General features: G+C 73.4%; 25 protein-coding genes. 10 read left to right on the top strand and 15 right to left on the bottom strand.

The window, feature by feature from the left end:
• Positions 1-222: 222 nt before the first annotated feature.
• Positions 223-2,112, top strand: coding sequence for a tRNA uridine-5-carboxymethylaminomethyl(34) synthesis enzyme MnmG (gene mnmG / locus ACYU7H_RS11835; RefSeq protein ID WP_460814956.1), 1,890 nt, complete (start codon positions 223-225; stop codon positions 2,110-2,112).
• Between the two features lie 3 nt (positions 2,113-2,115).
• On the opposite strand, the gene ACYU7H_RS11830 is transcribed toward mnmG, so the two are convergent.
• From ACYU7H_RS11830 to ACYU7H_RS11815, 4 genes are all read right to left on the bottom strand, one after another.
• A complete protein-coding gene (locus ACYU7H_RS11830; RefSeq protein WP_460815056.1) occupies positions 2,116-2,973 on the bottom strand; it encodes an alpha/beta fold hydrolase in 858 nt (285 codons plus the stop codon).
• 89 nt (positions 2,974-3,062) lie between these two features.
• A complete protein-coding gene (locus ACYU7H_RS11825; protein ID WP_460814954.1) occupies positions 3,063-4,085 on the bottom strand; it encodes a 3-oxoacyl-ACP synthase III in 1,023 nt (340 codons plus the stop codon).
• Positions 4,086-4,466: 381 nt separating this feature from the next.
• The gene (locus ACYU7H_RS11820) at positions 4,467-4,787 is read right to left on the bottom strand and encodes a DUF4156 domain-containing protein (protein WP_460815054.1); all 321 of its coding nucleotides are present in this window, start codon (positions 4,785-4,787) and stop codon (positions 4,467-4,469) included.
• A gap of 183 nt (positions 4,788-4,970) precedes the next feature.
• Positions 4,971-7,844, bottom strand: coding sequence for a M16 family metallopeptidase (locus tag ACYU7H_RS11815; RefSeq protein WP_460814952.1), 2,874 nt, complete (start codon positions 7,842-7,844; stop codon positions 4,971-4,973).
• A gap of 178 nt (positions 7,845-8,022) precedes the next feature.
• Here ACYU7H_RS11815 and ACYU7H_RS11810 point away from each other — a divergent pair, with 178 nt between their 5' ends.
• The 5 genes from ACYU7H_RS11810 (at position 8,023) to ACYU7H_RS11790 (ending at position 12,750) form a co-directional block, all read left to right on the top strand.
• Entirely contained in the window at positions 8,023-8,733 is a 711-nt protein-coding gene (locus tag ACYU7H_RS11810) for an SDR family oxidoreductase (RefSeq protein ID WP_460814950.1), read from the top strand.
• Between the two features lie 28 nt (positions 8,734-8,761).
• Complete coding sequence (locus tag ACYU7H_RS11805) at positions 8,762-9,241, top strand: tRNA (cytidine(34)-2'-O)-methyltransferase (RefSeq protein ID WP_460814949.1); 480 nt, start codon at positions 8,762-8,764, stop codon at positions 9,239-9,241.
• Positions 9,242-9,473: 232 nt separating this feature from the next.
• Positions 9,474-10,031 (top strand): OmpO family porin, encoded by a 558-nt coding sequence (locus ACYU7H_RS11800; protein WP_460814947.1) that lies wholly within the window; start codon positions 9,474-9,476, stop codon positions 10,029-10,031.
• 187 nt (positions 10,032-10,218) lie between these two features.
• On the top strand, positions 10,219-12,279 hold the full coding sequence (locus ACYU7H_RS11795) for a TIR domain-containing protein (RefSeq protein ID WP_460814946.1): 2,061 nt from the start codon (positions 10,219-10,221) through the stop codon (positions 12,277-12,279).
• Positions 12,280-12,351: 72 nt separating this feature from the next.
• Positions 12,352-12,750 carry a hypothetical protein gene (locus tag ACYU7H_RS11790; protein ID WP_460814944.1) on the top strand — a complete coding sequence of 133 codons (399 nt, stop codon included), beginning with the start codon at positions 12,352-12,354 and terminating at the stop codon, positions 12,748-12,750.
• 58 nt (positions 12,751-12,808) lie between these two features.
• Here ACYU7H_RS11790 and ACYU7H_RS11785 read toward each other — a convergent pair whose 3' ends face one another.
• The 6 genes from ACYU7H_RS11785 to ACYU7H_RS11760 form a co-directional block, all read right to left on the bottom strand.
• A complete protein-coding gene (locus ACYU7H_RS11785) occupies positions 12,809-14,719 on the bottom strand; it encodes a phospholipase D family protein (protein WP_460814942.1) in 1,911 nt (636 codons plus the stop codon).
• A complete protein-coding gene (locus ACYU7H_RS11780; protein ID WP_460814940.1) occupies positions 14,716-15,342 on the bottom strand; it encodes a YceI family protein in 627 nt (208 codons plus the stop codon). The genes ACYU7H_RS11785 and ACYU7H_RS11780 overlap by 4 nt, the downstream gene beginning before the upstream one ends.
• Positions 15,333-15,812, bottom strand: coding sequence for a SixA phosphatase family protein (locus tag ACYU7H_RS11775; RefSeq protein ID WP_460814939.1), 480 nt, complete (start codon positions 15,810-15,812; stop codon positions 15,333-15,335). Before ACYU7H_RS11775 ends, ACYU7H_RS11780 begins: the two co-directional genes overlap by 10 nt.
• A 37-nt stretch (positions 15,813-15,849) precedes the next feature.
• The gene (locus tag ACYU7H_RS11770; RefSeq protein WP_460814938.1) at positions 15,850-16,479 is read right to left on the bottom strand and encodes a nucleotide-binding protein; all 630 of its coding nucleotides are present in this window, start codon (positions 16,477-16,479) and stop codon (positions 15,850-15,852) included.
• Positions 16,480-16,607: 128 nt separating this feature from the next.
• Positions 16,608-17,879, bottom strand: coding sequence for a hypothetical protein (locus ACYU7H_RS11765; RefSeq protein ID WP_460814936.1), 1,272 nt, complete (start codon positions 17,877-17,879; stop codon positions 16,608-16,610).
• Positions 17,880-17,946: 67 nt separating this feature from the next.
• Positions 17,947-18,630 (bottom strand): 2OG-Fe(II) oxygenase, encoded by a 684-nt coding sequence (locus tag ACYU7H_RS11760; protein WP_460814934.1) that lies wholly within the window; start codon positions 18,628-18,630, stop codon positions 17,947-17,949.
• 141 nt (positions 18,631-18,771) lie between these two features.
• Between ACYU7H_RS11760 and ACYU7H_RS11755 the strand changes: the two genes are divergently transcribed.
• The gene (locus ACYU7H_RS11755; protein ID WP_460814933.1) at positions 18,772-19,542 is read left to right on the top strand and encodes a hypothetical protein; all 771 of its coding nucleotides are present in this window, start codon (positions 18,772-18,774) and stop codon (positions 19,540-19,542) included.
• A 63-nt stretch (positions 19,543-19,605) separates the two neighbouring features.
• Here the strand turns inward: ACYU7H_RS11755 and ACYU7H_RS11750 are convergent, their stop codons facing one another.
• Genes ACYU7H_RS11750 through ACYU7H_RS11730 form a run of 5 tightly spaced genes read right to left on the bottom strand, consistent with a single transcriptional unit; the run spans position 19,606 to position 22,702 of the window.
• Positions 19,606-20,634, bottom strand: a complete 1,029-nt coding sequence (locus ACYU7H_RS11750; RefSeq protein ID WP_460814931.1) for an NAD(P)H-dependent glycerol-3-phosphate dehydrogenase — start codon at positions 20,632-20,634, stop codon at positions 19,606-19,608.
• Positions 20,634-21,167 carry a protein-export chaperone SecB gene (gene secB, locus ACYU7H_RS11745; RefSeq protein WP_460814929.1) on the bottom strand — a complete coding sequence of 178 codons (534 nt, stop codon included), beginning with the start codon at positions 21,165-21,167 and terminating at the stop codon, positions 20,634-20,636. The genes ACYU7H_RS11750 and secB overlap by 1 nt, the downstream gene beginning before the upstream one ends.
• Positions 21,168-21,223: 56 nt before the next feature.
• Entirely contained in the window at positions 21,224-21,703 is a 480-nt protein-coding gene (locus tag ACYU7H_RS11740; protein ID WP_460814927.1) for a rhodanese-like domain-containing protein, read from the bottom strand.
• Positions 21,704-21,743: 40 nt separating this feature from the next.
• On the bottom strand, positions 21,744-22,175 hold the full coding sequence (locus ACYU7H_RS11735; RefSeq protein WP_460814925.1) for a hypothetical protein: 432 nt from the start codon (positions 22,173-22,175) through the stop codon (positions 21,744-21,746).
• Between the two features lie 44 nt (positions 22,176-22,219).
• Positions 22,220-22,702, bottom strand: coding sequence for a YiiD C-terminal domain-containing protein (locus ACYU7H_RS11730; RefSeq protein ID WP_460814924.1), 483 nt, complete (start codon positions 22,700-22,702; stop codon positions 22,220-22,222).
• A gap of 73 nt (positions 22,703-22,775) precedes the next feature.
• On the opposite strand from ACYU7H_RS11730, the gene ACYU7H_RS11725 reads away from it, so the two are divergent.
• From ACYU7H_RS11725 to ACYU7H_RS11715, 3 genes are all read left to right on the top strand, one after another.
• Complete coding sequence (locus ACYU7H_RS11725) at positions 22,776-23,558, top strand: uroporphyrinogen-III synthase (protein WP_460814922.1); 783 nt, start codon at positions 22,776-22,778, stop codon at positions 23,556-23,558.
• 63 nt (positions 23,559-23,621) lie between these two features.
• Positions 23,622-24,581: a uroporphyrinogen-III C-methyltransferase gene (locus tag ACYU7H_RS11720; protein ID WP_460814920.1), complete on the top strand. Its 960-nt coding sequence runs from the start codon at positions 23,622-23,624 to the stop codon at positions 24,579-24,581.
• A gap of 90 nt (positions 24,582-24,671) precedes the next feature.
• Positions 24,672-25,925: a heme biosynthesis HemY N-terminal domain-containing protein gene (locus tag ACYU7H_RS11715; RefSeq protein ID WP_460814919.1), complete on the top strand. Its 1,254-nt coding sequence runs from the start codon at positions 24,672-24,674 to the stop codon at positions 25,923-25,925.
• Positions 25,926-25,989 lie beyond the last annotated feature (64 nt).

Genomic DNA, 25,989 nt, shown 5'->3' with positions numbered 1-25,989 from the left:
TGTCCCCCGACATCCGACCCCGCGCCTCCCCGTCCGTGCGCTGACCGGCCCCTGTTCCAATACCGGTCGATGCCGCGCCACGACATCCGCCACGTCGGGTGCAAGGAGTAGCACGCAGGAAGCGTGCCAATCCGGCCGCCGCTGGCCGGGGCCGGGCGCGGCACCGGCGCTAGAATCCCCTCCCGCCCGCACGCGGCCCCGCCGCGCCCGCAGGACCCGCGCATGCCCAACGATTTCCATCGCCATGACGTGATCGTGGTCGGCGGCGGCCACGCCGGCACCGAGGCCGCGCTCGCCGCCGCGCGCGCCGGTGCGCGCACGCTGCTGCTCACCCACGCGATCGAGACCGTGGGCGCGATGAGCTGCAACCCGGCGATCGGCGGCATCGGCAAGGGCCATCTGGTGCGCGAGATCGACGCCCTCGGCGGCGTGATGGCGCGCGCGGCCGACGCGGCCGGCATCCAGTGGCGGCGGCTCAACGCCAGCAAGGGCCCGGCGGTGCGCGCGACGCGCTGCCAGGCCGACCGCGCGCTGTACCGCGCCTTCATCCGGCGCGCCGTCGAAGCCCAGCCGGGGCTGTCGCTGTTCCAGGCCGCGGTCGACGACATCGTGTTCGAGCACGGCCGCGTGGTCGGCGTGGTGACGCAGTCGGGGCTGCGCTTCGACGCGCCCGCGGTGGTGCTGACGGCGGGCACGTTCCTGGCCGGCAAGGTGCACGTCGGCCAGGCGACCCACGCGGCCGGCCGCGCCGGGGAGCCGCCGGCCACCACGCTTGCCGAGCGCCTGCGCGACGGGCCGTTCGTGGTCGACCGTTTGAAGACCGGCACGCCGCCGCGTCTGGACGGGCGCAGCCTCGACTACGACGCGATGGCGATCCAGCCGGGCGACGACCCGCGCCCGGTGTTCTCGTTCATGGGCACGCGCGAGGATCATCCGCGCCAGGTGCCGTGCTGGATCACCCACACCACCGAACGCACCCACGAGATCATCCGCGGCGCGCTCGATCGCAGCCCGCTGTATTCCGGCCAGATCGAGGGCACCGGCCCGCGCTACTGCCCGAGCATCGAGGACAAGGTGGTGCGCTTCGCGGAGAAGGCGAGCCACCAGGTGTTCGTGGAGCCCGAAGGGCTGGACGTGGTGGAGGTCTATCCGAACGGGATCTCGACCTCCCTGCCCTTCGATGTGCAGCTGGATCTCGTCCGCAGCATCCGAGGCTTCGAGCGCGCGCACGTCACCCGGCCGGGCTACGCGATCGAATACGACTTCTTCGATCCGCGCGGGCTGAGGCCGACGTTGGAGACGAAGTCGGTGGCCGGCCTGTTCTTCGCGGGGCAGATCAACGGCACCACCGGCTACGAGGAGGCCGCGGCGCAGGGCCTGCTGGCAGGCGTGAACGCGGCGCGCTTCGTCCGCGGCGACGAGGGCTGGACGCCGCGCCGCGACCAAGCCTACCTGGGCGTGCTGGTCGACGACCTGACCACGCACGGCACCAGCGAGCCGTACCGGATGTTCACCAGCCGTGCCGAGTACCGGCTGCAGCTGCGCGAGGACAACGCGGACCTGCGGCTGACGCCGGTCGGACGCGAACTCGGCCTGGTCGACGACGCGCGCTTCGCGGCGTTCGAGGCGCGGCGCGATGCGATCGAACACGAGACGTCACGCCTCGCGTCACTGTGGGCGGCCCCCAACAACGCGCTCGGCCGCGCGGTAGCGGACACGCTCGAGGTGCCGGTGTCGCGCGAGACCAGCGCGGTCGAGCTGCTGCGCCGGCCGGAACTCGACTACGTGGCGCTGATGCGCGTGCCGGGCCTGGGCCCGGGGGTGGACGACGCCGGCGTCGCCGAACAGGTGGAGATCGGCGCGAAGTACGCGGGCTACCTGGAACGCCAGCGCGAGGAGATCGCGCGCGCGCAGCGCAACGAGTCGACCGCGATCCCGGACGGCTTCGACTACGCGCGGGTGCGCGGGCTGTCCGCGGAAGTGGCGCAGAAGCTGGCGCAGGTGCGGCCGGTCACCGTCGGCCAGGCCCAGCGCATCCCCGGCATGACGCCGGCGGCGATCTCGCTGCTGCTGGTGCACCTGGCGCGCGAGCGGCGCGGCCGCGCGGCCTGAGGCTCAGCCCGGACGGCGCCCGACCGGGTTGCGGTCGAGGAACTCGCGGATCTTCGGCACCAGCAGCGCGTGCTCGTCCTCGAGCACGTAGTGGTCGGCATGCTCGAACGCATGCACCTGCGCCTGCGGCCAGGCGGCGCGGTAGACGTCGAGGCAGCGCTTGTCGAACACGAAGTCCGCCAGGCCCCAGCCGATGAACACCGGGCGGTCGGCGAACGCGTGCAGCCGCCGGCCCGCCGCCTCGACCAGCGACCAGGCCCGGTCGCGCGCGTCCAGCGGGATGTCCTGCACGAAGCGCAGCGTCGCGATGCGGTTGCGCCAGCTGTCGTAGGGCGCGAGGTAGGCGCGGCGCACCGCGCCCGGCATCGGCCGGCCGACGCCGACGTGCGCGGCGGTCCAGGCGAAGGCGTTGAACGCACGGATCAGGAACGCGGCCAGCGCGCTGTCGCGACCGAAGCGCAGCGCGGACGGCAGCGGCTTGTTTTCGGGCAGCGGGAAGGTGGCGGTGTTGAGCACCACCAGCCGGCGCACGCGCGACGGATCGCGCAGCGCCCAGCCGAGGCCGACCATGCCGCCCCAGTCGTGCACGGCCAGCGTCACCGGGCCGTCGATCCCGAGCGCGTCCAGCAGCGCGTCGAGGTCCTCGATGCGCGACTGCAGCGTGTAGTCGTAGCGCGGCGACGCACCCGGCGCGTCGTCCGGCTTGTCCGACAGGCCCATGCCGACGTGGTCCGGCGCCAGGCACCGGTAGCGACCGCGCAGGCCGCACACCAGGTGGCGCCAGTAGTAGCTCCACGACGGGTTGCCGTGGAGCATGACCACCACCTCGCCGTCGCGCGGCCCCTCGTCCACGCAGGACATCGCGATGCCGGGCCGCACCTCGACCCGGCGCGGCTGGAACGGGTAGCCGGGGAAGCGCGGGGTGCCGTGGGCGCCCTGCGCGGGCGAACTCACCACACGACCTCGGCCATCGAACAGTTCAGGCCCGAACCGATGCCCAGCAGGGCGATCCGGTTGCCCTTCTGCAGGCTGCCCATCTCGCGCAGCTTCGACAGCACGATCGGCACCGAGGCCGGGCCGATGTTGCCGTGTTCGCCGAAGATGGTCATGACCTTCTTCGGGTCGATGCGGAAGGCCTTGAGGAAGGCCTTGGTGTGCGCCTTGCTGACCTGGTGGATGACGAACTGGTCCAGCTCCTCGACCGCCCAGCCGAGCGCCGAGCGCGCGGCGGCGAACGTCTTGTGGCCCAGCTTGAGGCCTTCGATCATCAGCATGCGGCCGTCGGCGACCATGCGGTCGTGGACCAGGTCGCCGCGGCACAGCTGGTTCCACTCGGTGGCCGAGCGGGTGACGCCGCCGCGGTAGCGCGGCGCGCCGGGGGCGAGCTCGGCGCGCGCCATCACCATCGCCGCGGCGCCGCTGCCCAGGGTGAGCGTGGCCATCTCGTCGCGGAACTGGTCGGCGGTGACGTCCGGGCGGGACAGGCGCTCGAGGGTCTTCTCGTAGGCGAGGTCGGCGGTTTCGCCGTTGACCACCAGCGCGTAGTCGATCTCGCCGCGCTCGATCATGCGGCTGGCGATGTCCATGCCGTTGAGGAACGCCAGGCACGCGTTGGCGACGTCGAAGTTCTGGCAGGTGTCGGGCAGGCGCAGGTTGCCGGAGACGATGCTGGCCGTGGACGGCTCCAGGTAGTCGCGGCTGACGGAGGTGTTGACCAGCAGGCCGATGCGGTCGGCGTCGATGCCGGCGTCGGCGAGCGCCTTGACGCCGGCGAGGGTCGCCGCGTCCGAGGCGCGGACCTCGCCGTCCCACAGCCGGCGTTCGCGCACGCCGGCGACGTCCTCGAGGACGTTGGCCTTGATGCCGAGGCGGTCCAGCGTGGGCCGCAGGCGGGCGTGGATCTCCTCCGACGTCAGCCGGCGGGGGGCATCGATGTGGGCGAGGCCCGCGATGGCGACGTGCTGGAACAGCATGGACTGCAACCGTGGCGCGGCGTACCGGAGGGTACGGGGGACGCGCAAGGATACCGGCTTAACGCCCCGGACACATTGAATGTGGCCGCGGGGTGGGGCGGTCCCGCGCGGGCGGGCGGCCCTGGGCGGCCCTCTGCGCCGTCATCCCCGCGGAGGCGGGGCTCCACGGGTCGCCGGCGCCCACCCGCATGGATTCCCGCCTTCGCGGGAATGACGGCCAGGGGGGGTACCGGTGCGGGTGGATTCCCGCCTTCGCGGGAATGACGGCCAGGGGGGGTACCGGTGCGGGTGGATTCCCGCCTTCGCGGGAATGACGTGGTGGGAGACACCGCGGCGTCATCCCCGCGGAGGCGGGGATCCATGGCGGTCGACGCGTCGGGGTCAGCCGCCGCAGCGCCAGGCCGCGAAGCGCTGGTCGCCCTCGACCGGCGGGCCGAGCGGCTGGATGGTGTCCGCGCCGATGGCCGGGGCCTCGTTGCGGGCGAGGGTCTCCAGCTCCTCGATCACCCGCAGCTGGTTGCGCTCGTAGAACGCGATGCTGTCGCGGACGGTCACCGCGATCTCGCCGCGCTTCTCGCAGCCGGCCGGCGGGGTGCCCTGCGGCAACACGCGCACGTCCTTCGCCCCGGGGGCCATGTGGACCCAGGTGCAGCCGCCGGCGAGCAGCGTGGCGGTGGCGAGGGTCAGGATCGAGGTGCGGATCGCGGCCATGCGGGACTCCAGTGCGGATTCGGAAGGATCGGGCTGCGCCCGGGACCGGGCTGCCTCCCCGGGTCGTTCTTCGGGCGTCGATTGTGTCCCGCGCGCGAGGGCGCGGGATGAATCGGACGCGACGGGCGCTGTTGGCAATGACGGGGCCGGGCGAATGCCCGGCCCCGCATGGCATCACTCGGCGTCGGCGACCGGCTTGCCGTCGGCGTCGACGACGGTGACCGTGCCCAGGTCGAGCGCACGCACCTTGCCTTCGATCTGGTCCAGGTCGCCGACCACCACCCAGGTCAGCGCGGACGGGTCGATCGACGCGGCGGCCGCGGCGACCTCGGCATCGGACATCGCCTCGATCTCCGCGCGGCGGCGCAGCACGTAGTCGTCCGGGCGACCGTAGCGGACGATGCCCGTGATCGTGCCCATGACGGCCCCGGCGGTTTCGTACGCACCGGGCAGGCCGCGGATGTTGGTGGCCTGGATCTTGTCGACCTCCGCTGCCGCCGGCGGCATGGTGCCGGTGGCGTAGTCGGTGATCTCGCGCTTGAGCTCGGCCAGCGATTCGGCCGTCCTGTCGATCTGCACCGGCGCGAACGCGATCCACGGGCGCTGCCCCTGCGCGTCGCTGACGAAGCTGTAGGAGCCGTAGGCCCAGTGCTTGTCCTCGCGCAGGTTCATGTTGAGGCGCGAGGAGAACTCGCCGCCCAGCACCGCGTTGGCGATCTCCAGCGTCGTCGCGCCGTCGTCGCGCGTGGACGGCACCAGCTGGCCGACGAAGATGTTGGCCTGCACGGCGCCGGGCTGGTCGATCAGGAACACGCGCGGCGCGTCCGGCAGGTCGACCTTCGCGGCCTCGACCGGCTCGGGCGCCGCGCCCGTGCCGTCCCAGTCGCCGAAGTGCTTCTCCAGCATCGGCACGACCTGCGACAGCGTCGTGTCGCCGACGACGACGAGCGTCGCCCCCTCGGGCCGCACCCAGTCGCGGTGGTAGGCGACCAGGTCGTCCCGGGTGAGCGACGCGATCGACGCCTCGGTGCCGGTGCCGGAGAACGGCATCGCGTACGCATGGCCCTCGCCGTACAGCAGCGGCGGCAGCACGCGCAGCGCGGCGCCGTTCGGGCGCGCCTTCTCCTGCGCGATGCCGGCGATCCAGCTGGCCTTGACGCGATCGATCTCGGCCTGCTCGAAGCGCGGCTCGCGCAGCATGTCGGCGAACAGCGCCAGCGACGGGTCGAGGTTTTCCTTCAGCGTGGACATGTACGCGTTGCCGCCGTCCAGCGACGCACCCGCGCCCAGGCTCGCGCCCAGCGCCTCGGCGGCATTGGCGAACGCGAGCGCGCCCAGCTCGCCCGCGCCCTCGTCGAGCATGCCCATGGTGAAGCTGGAGGTGCCGAGCTTGCCGCCCTGGTCGGCCGAATAGCCGCCGTTGAACAGGTAGCTCATCTGCACCACCGGCACGTCGTGGCGCTCGGCGAGGATCACCTTCGTGCCGTTGGACAGCGTCGCGCGCTGCAGCTCGGGGAACTTGAGGTCCGGGAAGCGCTCGGGCATCGGCGGGCCGGCGGCGCGGTCGACATCCGAGGCCACCGTGCCGTAATCCGGGTCCACGGGCGGCAGGTCGAACGGTTCCGGCGTGACCGCCGGTTCCTCGACCAGCGGCGTGCGCTCGCCCGGCTCGACCACCAGCGTATGGCTGCCGCTGGACAGCCACTGGCGCCCGGTGGCCCGCACGCCGGCGACGTCCGCGGCGGCCAGCGTGGCGAGGCCGTCGCGGAAGCAGTCCGGCTCGCCCGTGTACACCTCGCACTCGGCCAGCACGTCGGCCTTGCCGCCGAAGCCGCCGATGCGCTCGATGCCGCGGATGAAGCCTGCGCGGATCACCGTACGCGCCTGCTCGAGCTCCGAGGCGGTCGGGCCATCCGCCAGCAGGCGGCGCAGTTCTTCGTCGATCGCCTTCTCGACGGTCGCCACCTCGACGCCCTGCTTGACGTCGGCGGTGACCACGAACGCGGAACCGAGCTGCGAGGTCCATACGCCCGAGCTGACGCGGTCGGCGATCTTGTCGCCGTGCACGAGGCGCGTGTCCAGGCGCGATGACTTGCTGCCGCCCAGCACCTGCGCGAGCAGCTGCAGGCGCTCGATGTCGGGGTTGCCGTACTCGGCGACGTTCCACAGGCGGTACACGCGGGCCTGCGGGACCTTGTCCTCCATCACCTCGCGGCTCGCCTGCGTGCGCTTGGCGACGTCGACGGGCGGCTGCGCCATGTCCGGGCCGGCCGGGATGTCGCCGAAGTAGCGCGTGACCTTCTCGCGCGCGGTCTCCACGTCGATGTCGCCGGCCAGCACCAGCACCGCGTTGTTCGGGCCGTACCAGGCGCGGAACCACTGCTGCACGTCGGCCAGCGAGGCGGCGTTGAGGTCGGCCATCGAGCCGATGGTGCTGTGGTGGTAGGGATGGCCCTTCGGGTACATCGCCTTGCCGAGCTTTTCCCAGACCTGGCCGTAGGGCTGGTTCTCGCCCTGGCGCTTCTCGTTCTGGACGACGCCGCGCTGCTCGTCGAGCAGGGCCTGGTCGACCGCGCCGAGGAAGTGGCCCATGCGGTCGGATTCCATGAACAGCGCCATGTCCAGCGCGGTGGTCGGCACGTTCTGGAAGTAGTTGGTGCGGTCGGAGTTGGTGGTGCCGTTCTGGTCGGTGGCGCCGACCAGCTCGAACGGCTCGAAGTACTCGCCGTCGTAGTTCTCGCTGCCCTGGAACATCAGGTGTTCGAACAGGTGCGCGAAGCCGCTGCGGCCGGCGGGCTCGTCCTTGCTGCCCACGTGGTACCAGACGTTGACCGCCACGATCGGCGCCTTGCGGTCCTCGTGCACGATCACGCGCAGCCCGTTGGGCAAGGTGAATTCCTCGTACGGGATGTCGACCGATGCGGTGGCCGGGGCGTCCTGCGCGTGCGCCGGCGCCGGTGCGAAGGCGAGGCTGCCGAGGGCCGCGGTGAGGGCGAGCGCGAGGGCGCCGTGCTTGAGGGCGGCGCGCGGCCGGCGGGCGACAGGCATGGGTCACTCCTTGGAAGTGGTCGGTTCACGGCGTGGGTGGGTCGTGTCGCGGCCCGTGCGGGCGCGGGACCCCACGCCATCCTAGCCGCCGGTCGTGGCGGCGCATGGGCCACAAGTCCGGGGCGCGCACCGGCCCCTGCCGCGACCCGGGCGCGGGCCGGCGGCGTAGACTGCCGCGATGCCGCTCCCCGACCCCTGCCTGGTCACCGGTGCCAACCGTGGACTGGGCCTCGAGTTCACCCGCCAGCTGCTGGCCCGCGGCCACCGCGTGGTCGCGACCTGCCGCCAACCCGGACGCGCCACGGCGCTCAATTCACTGGCCGGCGAACACCCGGGCCGGCTCAAGGTGCTGCCGCTGGATGTCGGCGACGCGAAGCAGCACGCCGAACTGGCGCGGGAGATTCCGCTCGCCCTCGGCGAAGGCGTCCGCATCGGCCTGCTCGTCAACAACGCCGGCATCCTGCACGCCGGAGAACGGTTCGGGTCGCTGAAGCTGGAGAACTTCCTCGACACGTTCCGCACGAATGCCGCCGGGCCGATGCTGCTGACGCAGGCGCTCGCGCCCGTGCTGGCGGACGACGCGCGGGTGGTGATGCTGTCCTCGCGCCTGGGCTCGATGGCCGAGACCGCGCGCTTCGGCACGCCGAGCTATTCGGTGTCGAAGGCCGCGCTCAACATGGTGACCGCGCAGCTGGCGCAGGCGCTCGGGCCGCGCGGGATCGTGGTCGTCGCCACCAGTCCCGGCTGGGTGCGCACCGACATGGGCGGGGAGAAGGCCGAGGTGCTGCCGGAAGATGCGGTCGCCGGCGTGCTGGCGCAGGTCGAGCGATTGAAGGCGAAGGACAACGGCCGCTTCATCAGCTGGAAGGGCGACGCGATCCCGTGGTGACGCGCCGCGCCTCGGCCCGGCCGTAGCGATGTTCGACGTCGTCCTCGTCGCGCCGGAGATCCCGCCCAACACCGGCAACGTGATCCGCCTGTGCGCCAACACCGGCGCCCGGCTGCACCTGGTCGAGCCGCTGGGGTTCGAGATGGACGACCGCCAGCTGCGGCGCGCCGGCCTCGACTACCACGAGTACGCCCCGGTGCGCGTGCATCCCGGCGTCGACGCGGCGCTCGCGTCGATCGCCCGGGAGCGCGACGCGCCGCCGCGCGTGTTCGCGCTGTCCACGCGCAACAGCACCCGGTTCGACGCCCCGCGCTTCGCGGCGGGCGACGTGTTCGTGTTCGGCGCCGAGTCGCGCGGGCTGCCCGACGACGTGCTCGCGCGGATTCCCGGCGGCCAGCGCCTGCGCCTGCCCATGCGCCCCGGAAACCGCAGCCTCAACCTGTCCAACGCGGTCGCGGTCGTGGTGTTCGAGGCCTGGCGGCAGATTGGATACGCGGGCGGCGACTAGGCGAGGGCCGCGCTGATGACGCGGATGACGCGGATTTCGCGGATTTCGGGGATTCATCGCCACGTTCGCGCCGCGGGCACATCGCTGAAAAGTTCCCCCGGCACAAGTCCACGGGTTCAGCATCCGTTGCGTGCCCGCTCGGATACTGCGCCCCGCCCCGGCGATTCGTGCCCCGCAGCGATGCGGGGACCGCACCGGCGGGGTCCATAACTCGAAACAAGAGGCTTCCCCCATGAAGCGTACTTTGCTTGCCCTTCCCCTGATGGCCGCCCTTCCGTTCGCCGCGAATGCGGCCGAGGGCGTTTCTTACAACTACGTCGAGGGTGGCTACACCGCCACCAACACCGACAGCGGCGACGCCGACGGCTTCGGCGGCAATGCGTCGTTCGCCGTGCATCCGAACTTCCACGTGTTCGGCGGCTACCAGAACCAGGAGATCGAGGATTCGGACCTCGACTTCGACCAGTGGCGCGCCGGCGTGGGCTACAACCACCCGGTGACCGCGAACACCGACCTGGTCACGCGCGTGGCCTACGAGAAGTTCCAGGCCGACGACGTGGGCGTGGATGCCGACGGCTACAGCGCCGAGGTCGGCGTGCGCAGCGCGCTCACCACGAACCTGGAGGGCTATGCCCTGGCCGGTTTCGAGGACGGTGATGCCTACGACGGCGACGTGTACGGCCGCCTGGGCGCGCAGTACAAGTTCACCCCGAACTGGGGCGTGAGCGGCGACGTCAAGATCGCCGACGGCGACACCCAGTGGTTCGTGGGCCCGCGCTTCAGCTGGTAAGCGCCCAACCCCGCAGCAGCACCATCGCGGCGCGTCTCTCTCCCCCGATGCCGCGATGCCCGGAGCCCGGCCACTGGCCGGGCTCCTTCTTTTCCGGTCCCGGCCGCCCCCGGGCCGGTGCCGCGCGTCGTGGCCGGCGACCGAACCCCCCCGCGTTGGCTGGGTCACCCTCGCCGGGGCGACCGGGATGCGTTATCGCGCCTTCCTCAGCTACAGCCACGCCGATGCGCCCTGGGCGCGGTGGCTGCTCAAGCGCCTGGAGGGGTACCGCGTGCCGCGCAGGCTGGTGGGCACGCGCGGCCGGGATGGTCCGGTGCCTGCCCGGCTGGGGCGCGTGTTCCGTGATCGCGACGAGCTCCCGTCCGCAGGCGACCTGAGCGATGTGGTGCGCGCGGCGCTGGCGGGATCCGAGACGCTGGTCGTGCTGTGCTCGCCCGCCGCCGCCGCCTCGCGGTGGGTGAACGCCGAGGTGGAGGCCTTCCGCGCGCTCCGCCCGGACGCGCCGGTGCTCGCCTTCATCGTCGACGGCCCCCAGGATGGCGCGACCCCGTTTCCCCCCGCGCTGCTGGCCGATGGCGCGGGCGGAGCGACGCGCGAACCGCTCGCCGCGGACGCGCGCAAGGCCGGAGACGGGCGCGAACGTGCCCTGCTCAAGCTGGTCGCGGGCCTGCTCGGCGTGGGTTACGACGCGCTCGCGCAGCGCGAGGCGCAACGCCGCCACCGGCGGCTGGCACTGGTCGCGGCGGCATCGCTCGCCGGGATGGCGATCGCGCTGTCGCTGGCCACCACCGCGTGGATCGCCCGCAACGACGCGCAGCGCCGGCAGGCGCAGGCCGAGGACATCGTCGGCTTCATGCTCGGCGACCTGCGCGAAAAGCTGGCGACCGTGGGCCGGCTGGACCTCATGCGCGCGGTCGACGACAAGGCCACCGGGTATTTCGCGGCGCTGGATCCGCGCGACCTCAGCGACCGGGCGCTGGCCGAGCAGGCGCGCTCGCTGACCGGCATCGGCCAGGTGCGGCTGGACGAGGGCAACCACGCCGAGGCAATGGCGGCCTTCCGCGAGGCGCACGCCCGCAGCACCGCGCTGCGCGAGCGCGCGCCCGCCGATGGGCAGCGGCTGTTCGACCTGGCGCAGGCGGAGTTCTGGATCGGGTTCGTCGCCCTCCAGCAAGGGCGGCTCGACGATGCCGCCACGTGGCTGACGCGCTACCGCGACAGCGCCATCGAACTCGCGGCGATGGACCCGGCGAACTTCGCCTGGCAGCGCGAGGTGGCCTACGGTCACCACAACCTGGCCGTCGTGGACGAGCGTCGCGGACGGCTGGACGCGGCCGAGGCCGCGATGCGAGCGCAGCTGGCGCTGTACCGCGGGTGGACCGCCGCGCAGCCGGACGACGCGGCGCTGCGCTACGAGGCCGCGAATACGGCGTCGTGGCTTGGCACGCTCGCGCTGCGCCAGGGGCGGTTGGCCGAAGCCGACGCGTACTTCGACGAGCAGATCGACGGCATGCGCCGCAACCGCGCGCTGGAGCCGGACAACGCGCGCTGGAAGGAGCTGCTGGTCGACGCCCTGCTGCTGGCGGCCGACGCGCGCGCCCAGCGTGGCGACAGTGGCAGGACGCGTGCGGTTGTCGACGAGTCCGCCACGCTGGCCCATGCACTGCACGCGCAGGATCCCGCGAACAACCTGTGGACCGCTTCGCTGGCAAGCGCCCGCTGGTGGCAGGCTCGACTCGATCCACCCGACCCTGTGGCTGCGAGCGCGGCCACGGCGCTGTTCGAACGCGCGCACGCGGCCGAGCCGGAGAACGTGCGCGTACGCACGTGGCTGGCCCGTGCGCTGGCGCTGGAGGCCGAGTTCGCGCTCGCCGCCGGCGAGCCGGCGCGCACCGATGCGTTCCTCGACCGGGCGCGCGCGCTCGTCGCGCCGAAGGCCGATGGCGGCGCCACCACGGCGGGCGACGCCGGCCGCGTCTGGCATGCGCGCCTGGACCTGCTGGCCGGCGACGCCGCGGCGCGCGATGGTGACGCCGCAGCGGCGACCGCCGCATGGCGGGCCGCGCGCGACCGGCTGGCCGGCGACGATCCCCTCCCGTTCGAGCGCCTCGACCCCTTCGTCCGTGCACTGCACCGGCTGGGTCTGGACGCCGATGCCGCACCGCACGCCGCGCGCCTGGCCCGCGCCGGCTACGTGCCGATCGATCCCGCCTACGCGTCGCCCGCCTCCGGGGTGGCGGCGCGCTGACGCCGGCCGCGGCCCCCCCGCCGCGACCGGTCCCCCCGCCCTCGCGGGCGATCCCCCGAAAGGAGCATCACCATGCCCAGCACGCCCCTGATCCAGCTCGACCTGCGCAACTTCCCGTCCAGCGAGCCCGGGTGGCATGACATCGCCGCCTCCAACGGCCAGACCTACAGCTACCGCTACACCGGCGGCGACGACGGTGCCGGCGGTCTGGTGCAGACCGTCGGCCAGGGCCGCGACACGGCGCCCATCCAGCTCGTCGCCGATCAGCGCTACCAGATCGAGAGCTGCAACTTCACCGGCGACTCGAAGTCGCAGCTGTCCTGGAACGGAAACTCGCCGCGCGCGGGCAGCATCACGGACGTCAACGAACAGGTGGAGACCGCCGAGTACAGCCTCCGGGTGATGGACACCGGCAACGGCAACTGCACGATCGACTGCGATCCGCCGATCGACAACAAGCCGCCCGCCTGACGCGGCGGCGCGATGCCGGGGTGCGCGGCGACGCCCGCGACCCCGGCAGCCGGCGCGCTCAGAGGATGGGGGCGAGCCCCGCGCCGAAGGCGACCAGGATGCGCGTGTACAGCCACTTCGGCCCGAGCGCGACCTCGGGGAAGTCGCCCACCGGCGCGTAGCAGTCGCGGAACCGCGGATCGTTGGGCCGCAGCGGCGTCGGGCATTCCGGGCCCGGCTGGAACTCGTAGCTGGTGCCGTAGCGCAGCGGCCACAGGTCGAACAGCGGCAGCATCTCCGACAGCTTGGCGATCGAGTAGTCCAGCCCGGAGAACACGGGCGGGCGGTCGCGCGGCGCGATCACCCAGGAGTTCTCCGGCGCGATGTCGTCGCGGATGCTCGCCGCCAGCGCGCGGGCGAACGCCGGGTCGTCGATGACCACGGCGTTCTCGGTGTTGTAGTTGTCCGAGCGCGGATCGAAGTTGTGCGTGCCGACCACGCCCACCCGGTCGTCGACCACCAGCGACTTGGCGTGCAGGCCGACGCGGACGCCGGCGCGCTCCAGCGGCACCGGCTCGGTGACCGCGCGCGTGCCCAGGTACGACGGCCGGGTCTCGGTGCGCAACCGCTGGCGCACGACCGTGCCGCGCTGCCGGCGCCCGTTGACCAGCCGCACCGGCGGCAGGCCGCCGTCCGGGTCGGCGCGCGTGGCCGCCAGGTCGATCGGCGCGTCGGCGGGGAACGGCTTGTACTCGTGGATCTCGAAGCCCATCTCGCGCATGTAGCGGCGCCGGTACTTGAACGACAGCGCATAGACCATGAACGCGTCGGTCGCGGCGAGGCTGTTGGTGGACACGACCACGCGGGGCGGCGACGGGCGCGCGCGCAGATCACGGAACAGGTCCTGCGCCGTGCCGGAGAGGATGAGGTACGGCGTCTGCAGCAGCACTTCCTCCCGGGCGGAGGCGATCAGTGCGTAGAGGCCGTCGGTGGCTTCCTCGCCGGCGCCCGGACCCTCGGCGTGGTGCTTGCGCGGCAGGTCGGAGATGAACGCGACGTCGCCGACGGGCAGTGCGGCGTCGACCAGGCGCGAACGCACGAGCGCTGCGTCGTCCGCCCGCGCGGAGGCTTCGGCGACGCGTTCCGGGTGCGTGTACCGGGGCGGTTCCAGCGCCGGCACGCCCTCGCGCAGCAGGTACCCGCCGACGTCGGCCAGCCGGCTCGCGGGCACGCTGCGCCGGTCGTTCCAGAACACCTCGAAGCTCGCGTCCATCTCGCGCGCCACGGGGCCGGCGACCAGCAGGTCGCGGTCGCGGAAGTTGTACTGGGCATCCCAGTCGTAATAGTCGTTCTGGTAGTTGCGCCCGCCGGTGATCGCGATCGCGCCGTCGACCAGCAGCAGCTTGTTGTGCATGCGCTGGTTGAAGTCGCGGAAGCAGCACAGCACGCTCAATGCGTAATGCAGGTAGTTGGGCCGGGCGCGCCCGAACGTCGGGTTGTAGACGCGCAGGCGGAAGTTCTCGTGGGCGCCGGCGAGCGCGGCGAGCGTCTCCACCTCCTCGAGCGCGGACAGCTGGTCGATCAGCACGCGCACCTGCACGCCGCGCCGCGCCGCCGCGAGCAGTTCCTCGATGAACAGCTGGCCGGCATCGTCCTGGTCGAAGATGTAGGTCTGCAGGTCGATGCGCGTGGTGGCGCTGCGGATCAGGTTGAGCCGCGCGAGCATCGCGTCGCCGCCGGCGTCGAGCAGCAGCGCGTAGTGCTTCGGCGCGCCCGGATTCGATTGCACGAAGGCGCGCGCGCCCAGGTCGCGCAGCGGGGACTGGTGCGCGCAGGCGTCCGGCTCGGTGCAGGAGACCGCCGTGTCGCGCGCCTGCGCGGCGATGGCATCGGCACGTTCGCGTTGCGCGGGTGACAGCGTCGCGCAGCCGGTCGACAGCACCAGCAGCAGGACGGGCAGCAGGCGGCCCAGGGCGGACGCGGTCCTCATGCCGCCCCGCCCGGGCCGTCGTCGACCAGCCGGATCCGGAGGTGGAAGCGCACGCGGTCGCCCAGCGCGACGCGCCAGCGGTCCATGCCGAAGTGCGTCCGGTCGACCACGCCCTCGGCGACGACGTCGCAGCCCAGGCCCGGATCGGCGCAGGTGGACGGCGCGATCGCGAAGATCGTGTCCCGCTCGACGCCGCGCATGCGCAGGCGCCCGCGCAGCTCGCCGCCGTCGCGCAGCAGGGCGCGCGGGTACGGCCGCGACTCGAACTCGATCCGCGGATGGCGCGCGGCGTCGAAGAACCCCTCGCCGCGCGCGAACGCCGCGTAGCGCGGATAGCCCTCGATCTGCATCGACGCCACGTCGAGCGCGATGCGCACCCGCCGCAGCTCGCCGCCGACCGGCCGCACGTCGCCCTCGAACGCCGGGAAGCGGCCGTCGAGCCGCTGGCCCCAGCGCGTGCGCAGGCTGAAGCCGATGTGGCTGCGCGCGGGATCGAAGGCGATGGCCTCGGCCGTGGCCGCATCCGCGCGCGCCGCGGCCAGCGCGAGCACGCCGGCGGCCAGCAGCCCCAGCAGGCCCGACCACGCCGTCGACCGTCCCACGGCGTGGTCCGTCAGGGCCACCAGAACGCCGACAGGCGCGCGACGCCCGGTTCGATCGGCGCGTCGTCGCCGCTGAACGCGAGCACCGCGATCGCGCCGGGCGGCATCCCGCGGTAGTCGCTGGACTGGCCGCTGTGCAGCAGTGCGGCCAGGCGCTCCAGCCCGGGGTTGTGGCCGACCAGCAGGATCCGGTCGCATTCGCGGTGCGCGTCGGCCAGGTCCACCAGCATGCCCGGGGTGGCCTCGTAGATGGACGTTTCCAGGCGCTGGTCGACATATCCGACGACGTCCAGCACCGCCTCGAGCGTCTCGCGCGTGCGCCGCGCCGGCGAGCACAGCACGCGGTCGGGCACGAACCCGTTCTCGCGCAGCCACCGTCCCGCGGCCTCGGCCTCGGCCAGGCCCTCCGGGGAGAGCGCGCGGTCGATGTCGGCGCCGCCCGGGGCGGCGGGTTCGGCGTGCGCGTGGCGCAGGAGGATCAGTTCCTTCATGCAGTGGCCCGTGGTCGTGCGAGGTGCGGAGACGGCGTCAGAGCTTGAGCCAGCGCAGCAGCGGCTGCCAGTCCTGCTGGTGGTCGCGGACCTGCGCGGAGTGATAGTCGAACAGGCTCTTGCCCAGCCCCGTGAGCACCGAATAAGCCTGACTGTCGCGCAGCTGCGCGATGACCGGCACGGGCCAGGACGACAGCACGTCCAGCGCCTGGCGCGATGCGTTGGTCCACGGACGGAGCTTGTTGGCGACCAGCGCCACCGGGAGCTTGCCGCGCTTGACCCGCGGGTGCGCGGCGAGCGAGTCGAGGAAGGGCACCGTGGCCTCGATGTCGAGGGCGGACGGCAGGACCGGCACCACCACGGCGTCGGCGTGTGCCAGTGCCGTCTCCAGGTCGTGCGCCATCGCACCGGCCGCCGCGTCGACCACGACGGCATGCGTGCCGCCGGGGACGTGCCGGGTCCAGTCCTTGCGCCCGGTGCCGTCGATGGGCAGCACCGCGCGGTCCAGTCCCGCGCGCCGCTGCGCCCAGCGGGTGGAGGACCCCTGTGGATCCGCGTCGACCAGCACCGTGTGCCGCCCCGAGAGCGCCGACTGCGCCGCGAGGTGCGTCGCCACCGTGGTCTTCCCCACCCCGCCCTTCGAACTGGCCACCAGCACCGTCTTCATCCGCGACTCCGGTCCAGAGGAAGCCGCAGCCTACCGGAATCGGGTGGATGGGGCGTGGGGGCCGCGCGTGGTCCCGGCGTCCCGACGCATGGGCGCGCGCGGGCCGCGAGGTCCGCGCGCTGGACGGCTCAGTCGGGCGCGCGCCCCGTGGTGACCAGCGCACGGTGGCGGGCGCCGGCGGGAAGCCATCCGTCCGGCGCCTCGGCAGGCAGGCCCGCCTGTCGCATCAGTCGCCGGGTGGCCTCCACTTCGCCCACCGCCGCCCACCACCGGAGCCACGTCCCGCCCGATACGCCCGACCCCGGTAAACCAGGCAACAGCTGCCCGCCCCGGTCCATGACCCAGTACAGGTCGCGCAGGCGCTCGCGCCAGGCCGCGCCCGCGTCCGTCCCGGCCGTGAGCCGGACCAGCTGCGGCAGGGCGACGTTCTGCGCGAGCACGCTCGTCCCCGCGTCCGCGATCGTCGCGAGCGCGGCGATGCAGTCGGCACGCAGGGCGGGGCCCGGATCCATCTGTCCGCCGTCGTCGCTGCACACGGCGCTCAGCTGGCGCGCACCCGGCATCGTCACCGCCACGAGCCAACCGGTGAGCATGCCGTGCCCGACGTCCTCCGGGGCGAGCGGACCCGCGGCGCCGAAGGCCCGGCCCATCGCGTCCGCCGCGTCCGGCGGGAGCGGCGGCCAGTCCACGCCTGCGTTCGCGTCCACCAGCAGGCCCAGGATCGCCCGCTGGTAGTCGTCGAACCCGTCCGCGGCCGCCATGCGTGCGAGCGCGGCGCGCGCGCCGGCGAGGTCGCCCGCATCGTGGCGCGCATTCAACTCCAGCAGGTGGACGGCGGCGTTGCCCGGCGCGATGCGTGCAAGGCGCGCGCGTGCGTCCGCGGGATCACAGGCGTCGGACAGCGTCGCGCAGTCCAGCGCCTCGATCCACGCCACGGGTGGAAACGAAGGGCGCACTGCACGCGCTGCGTCGAACCAGGCCTGGGCCTCGGGCGCCGGGGCCATGGGGTCCGCATGGGCCGCGGCCGGACCGTTCCGCACGCCCGGCGATTTCGGCCACAGGACTGCGGCGGCGAACAACCCCTCAGCGGTCCCGCGCGCCGCGAGCCGCCTGGCATGCACGCGCAGGGCATCGTCCGCCTGCACCTGCCACGCCTGCATCGCACGCGTCAGTTCGACGTCCGCGCCCAGTTCCGCCGCGGCGCGCAGCTCGGGTGGGACGTCCGGGAGTTCCAGCAAGAGCTTCGCCGCGCAGGCGTCCCGTTCCAATGGATCCTGCACTGCCCTGCAGGCGTCCAGCTGCGCGACCTGAGCGTCCGCTGCCCCGTTCGCCCGAGCCGCGGGCTGCACGCCCGCGAACACCAGCGCGACCGTCGCCGCGCATGCCGTCATGGCCTTCATCCCCATCCCCTGTCCCTGTGGTGGTCGCCCGGACTCTAGCAAAGGGACACCGGCGCACCGGGTCGCCTCACCCCTTCGCGTGCCACCAGCCGGTAATCGCCAGGCGCGGCGTGCGCGCCCACGGCGCCACCAGGCTGACGTAGTGGTTCACCGGCACGCGGAACAGGCTCAGCGAGTTGAAGCGCGGCACGAAGGTGTCGACCACGCGGCCGTCGGCATCCATGAAATGCAGCAGGCCGCCCCAGTCGGCCTGCCAGTCGCGCGACAGGTTGAGCACGTAGGCGACGCGGCGTCCTTCGTCGTCGTGCCTGTCGTCGTGCGGGCGCAGGAACTGGCCCGGCCGGTAGCGCGTGGCCTGCGCGCCGACCATGTTGATCTTCGGATCATTCGCCATCCATCGGGCGAACTGCAGGAACTGCGGGTCGTTGAAGAACGGCACGACCGCGTGCAGCACCAGGCCCGGGTCGCGGCCGGACTTGAGCGCCTCGACCATCAGGTACCGGTCGTAGACGAAGTGGAACGGGTCGTCGCGCCGCTGGGCGGCGCGCAGAACGGCGTCGTCGGCCTCGCTGCCAGGCTCGGCCGGCAGGTCATCGCGCCCACGCTCGAACACGCGCCAGGGCACCTCGTCGCGCAGGCAGTCGTGCAGCGCCCCGGCGGCGTCCGGCTGCAGGAAATCGCGCACCTGGACACGCCCGGTCGTCGCGAGCGCGCGGCGGGCGGCATCGGCGTCGAGCGCGTTGTTGATCATCGATGCGGTCTCGATCGGTTCGGGTCGGGAGCAACGCCGGTCATGGGCCGGTTCGCCGCCGGGGCCGCCATTCTGTCCGGATTCCGTGTAGTTTTCGATGCGGGCCGGGTTCGCGGCCTTGGGGAAACACAGGGAGTTCCAATGAAGCAGGCATGCTTGCTGGCGATCGCGTTCGCCGGCTGTCCCACGGCTGCGCTCGCGCAGGGGACGTTCGATTACACGTACGTGGAAGCGGTGTACTCCGGCTACAAGTCGTCCGAACTCGAGGGCCGCGGCATCCAGGGTTCGTTCGCATTGGGCGAGCGCTGGTTCCTGCTGGGCAGCTATGACTGGCGTTCCGGGATCGGCTACGGCGACGCCTCGACATTCGGGCGGTTTGCCCGCGAGGCAGAGTTCTACGACTACGAGGACAATTACGCGCGGATCGGATTGGGATTTCACGCGCCGATCAATCCCCGGATGGACTTCGTCTCCCGCGTGATGCTCGACCACATCGATGGCGCGGTCCGCTACCAGTACTGGCTCGACACGGTCCTGCACCTATGGGGGGCGAACGGCTCGGTTTCGTACGGCTACGACGAGCGGACCTTCATCGGGGCGATCGAAGCAGGCGTCCGCGGCCTGCCCCACGACCGCTGGGAGCTGTGGGGCATGGCCGGCTACAGCCATCAAGGCAGGACGGACATATCCAATGTCCGGGAAATCTTCTGCAGCGAGGCGGGCGATGCCTGTGTCGCGTGGGACACCAACCTCGAGGAACGGTTCGAGCGCCGATCGCAAAGCGACGGCAGCGCGTACGCCCGGCTGGGAACGGTGGTGCACCTCACCGATCGCTGGGGCCTGGTCGCCCAGGGCCGTTTCGGCCGGGGCGGCGCGGTCTCCTACTACGCCGGCGTGCGGCTCTCGCTCTAGCGTGGCCAGGCGCCCGCCGCGACGCGGGCGCCGGGACCGACATGCACGGCCCGCGACACGCGCTCAGGCGTCGCCGAACAGTCCGCGCGGATACTCGGCCTTCTGGTCGCGTGCGAGCAGCTGGCGCACGCCGTCGGCCGGGGTGATGCGGCCGTGCAGCGCGGCGTGGACCGCGCTGGCGATCGGCAACTCGACGCCGTGGCGCTCGGCCAGGCGCATCACCTCGTCGGCGGTCTGCACCGACTCGACGACCTGGCCGATCTCGCGCACCGCGTCCCCGAGCGCCACGCCGCGGCCGAGGGCCAGGCCCAGGCGGCGGTTGCGCGACAGGTCGCCGGTGCAGGTCAGCACCAGGTCGCCCAGGCCGGCGAGGCCCATCAGGGTCTCGGCGCGGCCGCCGAGCGCGGCGTTGAGCCGGAGCATCTCGTTGAGGCCGCGGGTGATCAGGCCCGCGCGCGCGTTGAGCCCGAGCTGCATGCCGTCGGCCACGCCGGTGGCCACCGCCAGCACGTTCTTCATCGCGCCGCCGAGTTCGGCGCCGAGCAGGTCGTCGCCGGTGTAGGCGCGGAAGGTCGGGCCGTGCAGGACGTCGGCCACCCGCGCCACGAATTCGGCCGGCGTGCCGTGGACGGTCAGCGCGGTCGGCAGGCCGGCGGCCACCTCCTTCGCGAAGGACGGGCCGGTGACGACCGCCAGCGGCACGTCCGCGCCCAGCACCTCGCGCGCCACCTCGTGCAGGAACCGCCCGGAACCGGGCTCGAACCCCTTGGTGGCCCAGGCCACGCCGACGCCGTCGCGGCGGTGCGGCGCCAGCGCGCGCACCGTCTCGACGAAGGCGTGCGAGGGCACGGCGACCAGCACCAGGTCGGCCGCGGACACCGCCGCGGCCAGGTCGGTGGTCGCGTGCAGCGACGCCGGCAGCGTGATGCCCGGCAGGTAGCGGGTGTTCTCGTGCCGGTCGGCGACCGCCGACACGGTGCCGGCGTCACGCCCCCACAGGACGGTGTCGTGGCCGGCGCGGGCGACGAGGGCGGCGAGCGCGGTGCCCCAGGACCCCGCGCCCAGCACCGCGACCTTCATGGCGGGGGCCATCAGGCGTTGCCGACGGTCTCCGGGCCGGCGCCCGTGGCGTTGCCCTGGCCTTCCTGCTGCGCGGCGCGCTGGCGCAGGCCCTCGGCGTACAGGGCGTCGAAGTTGATCGGCTGCAGGTAGAACGGCGGGAAGCCGCCGGACTGGACCAGGTCGCTGATGAGCTGGCGCGCGTACGGGTACAGCACGTTCGGGCACTGGATGCCCAGCATCGCGTCCAGGGTGCGGTCGTCGAAGCCGCGCAGGCCGAAGATGCCCGCCTGCTGGACTTCGGCCAGGTACATCGACTTGTCCTCGACCTTGCAGGTCAGGGTGATGCCCAGCACGACCTCGTAGGCGTTCTCGCCCAGGCGCTGGACGCGCTGGTTGAGGTTGAGCTGCAGCTGCGGCTGCGCCTGCTCGGAGAACACCTGCGGCGCGTTGGGCACCTCGAAGGAGACGTCCTTGACGTAGATCTTCTCGACCGAGAAGGCCGGGCCCTGGGCCTGGGCGTCGGGGGTGGCGCCGGCGGCGCCGTTCTGGGTGTCATCGGCCATCGGCGCGGACTCCGGGAGTGCGGGAAAAGAGGGCGATTATGGCATGCGGCCGCGGCTCAGCCGCGGCCGCGGACCAGCGGAAGATCGGCCTGGCGCCAGGCCGCGACGCCGCCGTCGAGCCAGTACACCTGGCTGAAGCCGGCCTTCTTCAGGCGCTTCGCGGCGCCGGCGGACGCCTGGCCCGTGCGGCAAGTGACGACCACCGGCAGGTCGCGGGCCTTGGCCAGCACCTTGTTCTCCGGGTCGAACTGGCTGGGCAGCACGTTGCGCGCCCCGGCGATGTGGCCCTTCTCGAAGTCGTTGGCCGGCGACAGGTCCACGAGCAGCGCGTTGCCGTCGTTGAGCAGGCGGGTGAGTTCCGCCGGACGCACCGACCGGAAGCCGCGGAACAGGCGCGACAGCTCGGTGGCGACGATCGCGACCGTCAGGCCCGCCAGGGCGAAGGACAGGATTGGGTGGCGGCCGAAGAAGGCGGCCAGTTCGGCGAGGCTCACGGGCGATCGGGGTCGGCGGGGGGGGCGGAGAGTATGCGTCATGCCGTCCGCGCGGCCCAACCGCGGGCGCCGCGGCGCGGCGTCAGCCGTCCTTCCAGAGGTCCGGCAGGCCGTCGACGATGTACCAGGCCTCGTCCTCGGCGTCCCAGCGCCAGCGCTCGGTGTAACGCTGCCGGCGCTCCTGGAGGGTGTGCCGGTTGACCACGCCGATGTCCACCTCGCGCTGCGCCTGGGTCTCCGTCGCGCGTTCGGCGAGGATCGAGTACCCCGAGATCTGCACCTGCGCGTAGCGGGCCAGTTCCAGCTCGGTCACCGGGTGCGCGCGGCGATAGTCGGGGTCGACCAGCGACTGCGCGCCCTCGAAGTCCCCCCAGCGGATGGCGGCCGACCAGGCGTACTGGGCCTGCTGCAGCGCGCTGGCCTGTCCGGTGCTGGCGCAGCCCGCCAGGCTCGTCGCCAGCCACAGCATCGCGGACAGGGCGAGCAGGCGGCGGAAGGCGGGGGACTGGCGCATGCGCGGCTCCGGCGGGGCGACGCGCCGCATGCTAGCAGCCATGCTCAGCGCAGGATCGCGGCGAACGACGCGTCCATCGTCGCGGCCGGCCCGCCGTCGGGCAGCGGCACCACGCCGTCGACCTGGATCCGGCCGCGTCCCCGGGATTCGAGCGCCGCGACGAACCCGGCCCATGCGCCGGGGTCGGCCAGCGACGCGACGGCGACGAGGTCGTCGTACAGCGGCGCCCGGAACCGCACCCGGCTGTCGGCCACGAAGATGTCCGCGTCGAACCCCGCCGCTTCCAGCTTCAGCTGGACCAGCCCCCAACCGGCGAGCGTGAGCAGCGAGCCCAGGCTGCCGCCGAAGGCACAGCCCTTGTCGTTGACGTGCGTCGACAGCGGCGCCGCCAGCCGGAGGCGGTCGCCGTCGTAGCCGTCGATCGCCATCCGCAGCGCCGCGACCGGCGGCATGCCTTGATAGTGGGCATCGAGGCGGGCGAGCGCGGCGTCTGTGGCGGGTTCGCTGGAGGGATCGTGTCGGGGCATGGCGGAGGAGCACGGGGTCCGTCGCGCGGTCGGCGCTTGCGGCGCGGGTCGCGTGCGGGACACTCTGCACGCGATGCCCGCCCGACCGCCGCCGCGATGGTATGTGATCTCGTTGCGCCCGGCCGGCGACCACGCCGCGTTGCGGCGCGCGGCCGCCCGCCACGGCGCGGGCGTGCTCGCGCTCTCGCCCTGGCGCATCGAGGCGTGCGACGACGAGGCCACGCGCACCGCCCTGCGCACCGCACTGGCGTCGGGCATCGCGGTGTTCACCAGCCCGGCGGCAGTCCGCGCGGCCGCGACGCTGGCCCTCCTGCACGCGCGCGGCCGCGTCGCCTACGCCGTCGGCAGTGGCACCGCCGCGGCGTTGCGCCGCGCCGGCGTGCCCGCGCCGCGGGCGCCCGGCCGGATGGACAGCGAGGGCCTGCTCGCCCTGCCCGGCCTGCGGAACCTCGATGGCCACGAGGTCGCACTGGTGACCGCCCCGGGCGGGCGTGACCGGATCGCCCCCGCGCTGCGCGCGCGCGGGGCACGCGTGCAACGGGTCGACGTGTACGCGCGCCGGCCCATCGCCCTGGCCGCCCGGCAGGTGGAGCGGCTGCGATCGCTGGACGCGCCGGCCGTGCTCGCCCTCAGCAGCGGCGAGGCGCTGGCACGGGTGATGGACGCCCTGCCCCCCGACGCCGCGCGGCGCCTGCGCGGCTGCGCGGTGACTGCGGCGAGCGAACGGCTCGCCGCGCTTGCCCGGGGGCACGGGTTCCCTGCCGCGCGGGTGTCTGTCGCCGCGGGGCCGCGCCCGGCCCAACTGGTCGACGCGGCGGCTGGAATCACGGCGTCTGGAATCGCCGCGCGGCGCTGAGCGCTTCCGGTAGCATGCGTTGGCACATTCCGCGCCTCAGCGCATCCGCCGCCGCACCCGTCCGTGACCGAATCCCCCACCCCGTCCACCCCTCGCCGCCGCGGCGGCGCCTGGCTGCTCGTGCCCGTGCTGCTGGTGGCGGGCGCCGCGGCCCTGGGCTGGCGCGAATGGAAGGCCCAAGAGGCCGCCGAGACGGCGGAGGCGAGCGCGTCCCAGCGCCTGTCCGCGGTGGAACTGCGCCTCGATGCGCTACGCCGCGACCAGCGCGCGCAAGCGCAACGGCTGCAGCACGCCGACGCCACCAACCGGCTGCTGCGCGAGGAACTGCTCGGGCTCGGCCAGCGCGCGGCGCTGCTGGAGGAGACGGTCAACCGGCTCGCCGACGGCGGCGGGACGGGCGCGCAAGCCCTGCGCCTGGACGAGGTCGAACTGCTGCTGTCGCAGGGCGGGCAGCGCCTGGCGCTGTTCGGCGACGTGGCCGGCGCGCGGCGCGCCTATGCGTTCGCGGCCGGGCTGATGGACGGCGTGGACGATCCGGCATGGATCGACGTGCGCCAGTCGCTGGCGCAGGAACGCGCGGCGCTCGATGCACTGGGCGAGGATCCGAGCGCCGACGTCGCCGCGCGCCTCGACGCCTTCGCGGCGTCGCTCGATGCATTGCCGCTGCGCGAGCGCGCCGCCGGCGATGGCGAAGACCGCTGGTGGCGGCGCCTGCTCGGGCGCGTCGTCCAAGTGCAGCCGTCGGCCGGCGCACCGCTCGCCGCAGACGGCCGGGACGCCGGGCTGGCCACGCTCCAGCTCGAGCTGGCGGTCGCGCGCGCCGCGCTGTCATCCGGGGATGCCGACCGGTTCGCGTCCGCACTCGAGCGCATCGACGACTGGCTGCCGCGCCTGTGGCCGGAGTCGGGGGCCCGCGACGCGGCCCTGCGCGAGCTGGCGGCGCTGCGCGCGATGCCCGTCCGGCCCGCGCTGCCGACCCTCGGGACCACGCTCGAGCAATTGCAGCGCCTGCGCGCCCGCTGATCCGCGTACCCTGAACAGGCGGGCCGCGGCTCCACGCGGCGGCCACGCGTGGCTGACTAGCGTCGGCGCCATCCTGTCGGGAGATCCCGCATGAACCTATTCCGCAACCTGCTGTTCTGGCTGCTGCTGGCCCTGGTGGGCGCCCTGCTCGCCCAGGTCCTGCTGCAGGATCCGGGCAGCGTCGTCGTCGATTTCCGTGGCTGGCGCTACTCGACGACCGTCGCCTTCGCGCTTGTCGCCCTGCTGGCCGGCCTGGCCGCGCTCTGGCTGGTCTGGACGGTGCTGCGGCTGCCGTTCCGCGCCTGGCACGGGCATCGCGACCGGCAGACCCGCGCCCGCCTGGTCGAGGGCCTGTCGCTGTACCGGCAGGGCCACTGGGCGCGCGCGGAGAAGCAGCTCGCGCTGGCGGCCGCGGACGATCCGGATGCCGAGCCCATCGCCCGCGCCGCGGCGGTCCGCGCGGCCGATGCACGCGGCGACGCGAACGCGGCGCGCCAGCACCTGGACGGCTACGGCGACCGCCACCCGACGTTGCGCGCGCTGGTCGCCGCCGAGCGCGCCCTGGCGCAGGGCCGGCCCACCGACGCACTGGTCGCGCTCGACGCGCCCGCCGCGCAGCCGCTGCCGCCGCGCGGCCTGGCCCTGCGCGCCGAGGCGCTGGCGAGCTCGGGCCTGGCCGGCCAGGCCTATGGCCTGCTCGGTCCGATGCGCCAGGCGCAGGCGTTGCCGCCCGAGCGGCTCGACGAACTCGAGGAACGCTGGGCCGCCGCCACCCTGCGCGAAGCCGCCGACGCGAACGTGTTGGCCGACCGCTGGGAAAGCCTGTCCAAGCCGATGCGCAGCGAAGCGGAGGTGGTCGCCGCGTACGCCGAGCGTGCCGCCGCGCTGCGCTGGGACGAAGCCGCCCTCAAGAGCATCGAACAGGCGCTCGACACCCGATGGGACGAGTCGCTGGCCGCGTTGTACGGCCGGCTGCCGGTCGAGCGCTTCGACGCGCGTCGCGCGCACGCCGAGCGCTGGCTCGCCGCGCACCCCGCCAGCCCCGCGCTGCTGCTGACGCTGGCGCGCCTGTCGCAGGCGCAGGGCCAGCACCGGCAGGCGGGCGACTACCTGCACCGGGCGATCGCACAGGGTGGCGGCGCCGAAGCCTGGGAGTCGTTGGGCGACAGCTTCGCGCAGGCGGGCGACGAAACGCATGCGCGCCTGAGCTACGTCAATGCGCTGCGCGCGCACCGGGGCGAGGCCCCGGTGGAACTGCCGGGCCGCGACCTGCGGCAGAAGATCCAGGATGCCGCCGTGCGCGAGGAACGCGACGCGCACGGGATGCCGCGCCTGAGCGAGTGAGCGGGGCCCGGCTGGGACGCCCGCGTCCCCGCCGGTCGCATCCGGTGCGACGCCCCTGCGGCAA

This window comes from Luteimonas pelagia (genome assembly GCF_054776035.1).
The sequence above is the reverse complement of the archived record's forward strand: the minus strand, read 5'-3'. Positions and strand labels throughout refer to the sequence as shown.

Coding starts and splice junctions, on each gene's coding strand:
- mnmG (WP_460814956.1), top strand. CDS start 223: ATGCCCAACGATTTCCATCGCCATGACGTGATCGTGGTCGGCGGCGGC.
- ACYU7H_RS11830 (WP_460815056.1), bottom strand. CDS start 2,973: ATGTCCTGCGTGGACGAGGGGCCGCGCGACGGCGAGGTGGTGGTCATG.
- ACYU7H_RS11825 (WP_460814954.1), bottom strand. CDS start 4,085: ATGCTGTTCCAGCACGTCGCCATCGCGGGCCTCGCCCACATCGATGCC.
- ACYU7H_RS11815 (WP_460814952.1), bottom strand. CDS start 7,844: ATGCCTGTCGCCCGCCGGCCGCGCGCCGCCCTCAAGCACGGCGCCCTC.
- ACYU7H_RS11810 (WP_460814950.1), top strand. CDS start 8,023: ATGCCGCTCCCCGACCCCTGCCTGGTCACCGGTGCCAACCGTGGACTG.
- ACYU7H_RS11805 (WP_460814949.1), top strand. CDS start 8,762: ATGTTCGACGTCGTCCTCGTCGCGCCGGAGATCCCGCCCAACACCGGC.
- ACYU7H_RS11800 (WP_460814947.1), top strand. CDS start 9,474: ATGAAGCGTACTTTGCTTGCCCTTCCCCTGATGGCCGCCCTTCCGTTC.
- ACYU7H_RS11795 (WP_460814946.1), top strand. CDS start 10,219: ATGCGTTATCGCGCCTTCCTCAGCTACAGCCACGCCGATGCGCCCTGG.
- ACYU7H_RS11790 (WP_460814944.1), top strand. CDS start 12,352: ATGCCCAGCACGCCCCTGATCCAGCTCGACCTGCGCAACTTCCCGTCC.
- ACYU7H_RS11785 (WP_460814942.1), bottom strand. CDS start 14,719: ATGAGGACCGCGTCCGCCCTGGGCCGCCTGCTGCCCGTCCTGCTGCTG.
- ACYU7H_RS11775 (WP_460814939.1), bottom strand. CDS start 15,812: ATGAAGGAACTGATCCTCCTGCGCCACGCGCACGCCGAACCCGCCGCC.
- ACYU7H_RS11770 (WP_460814938.1), bottom strand. CDS start 16,479: ATGAAGACGGTGCTGGTGGCCAGTTCGAAGGGCGGGGTGGGGAAGACC.
- ACYU7H_RS11765 (WP_460814936.1), bottom strand. CDS start 17,879: ATGAAGGCCATGACGGCATGCGCGGCGACGGTCGCGCTGGTGTTCGCG.
- ACYU7H_RS11760 (WP_460814934.1), bottom strand. CDS start 18,630: ATGATCAACAACGCGCTCGACGCCGATGCCGCCCGCCGCGCGCTCGCG.
- ACYU7H_RS11755 (WP_460814933.1), top strand. CDS start 18,772: ATGAAGCAGGCATGCTTGCTGGCGATCGCGTTCGCCGGCTGTCCCACG.
- ACYU7H_RS11750 (WP_460814931.1), bottom strand. CDS start 20,634: ATGGCCCCCGCCATGAAGGTCGCGGTGCTGGGCGCGGGGTCCTGGGGC.
- secB (WP_460814929.1), bottom strand. CDS start 21,167: ATGGCCGATGACACCCAGAACGGCGCCGCCGGCGCCACCCCCGACGCC.
- ACYU7H_RS11740 (WP_460814927.1), bottom strand. CDS start 21,703: ATGACGCATACTCTCCGCCCCCCCCGCCGACCCCGATCGCCCGTGAGC.
- ACYU7H_RS11735 (WP_460814925.1), bottom strand. CDS start 22,175: ATGCGCCAGTCCCCCGCCTTCCGCCGCCTGCTCGCCCTGTCCGCGATG.
- ACYU7H_RS11730 (WP_460814924.1), bottom strand. CDS start 22,702: ATGCCCCGACACGATCCCTCCAGCGAACCCGCCACAGACGCCGCGCTC.
- ACYU7H_RS11725 (WP_460814922.1), top strand. CDS start 22,776: ATGCCCGCCCGACCGCCGCCGCGATGGTATGTGATCTCGTTGCGCCCG.
- ACYU7H_RS11715 (WP_460814919.1), top strand. CDS start 24,672: ATGAACCTATTCCGCAACCTGCTGTTCTGGCTGCTGCTGGCCCTGGTG.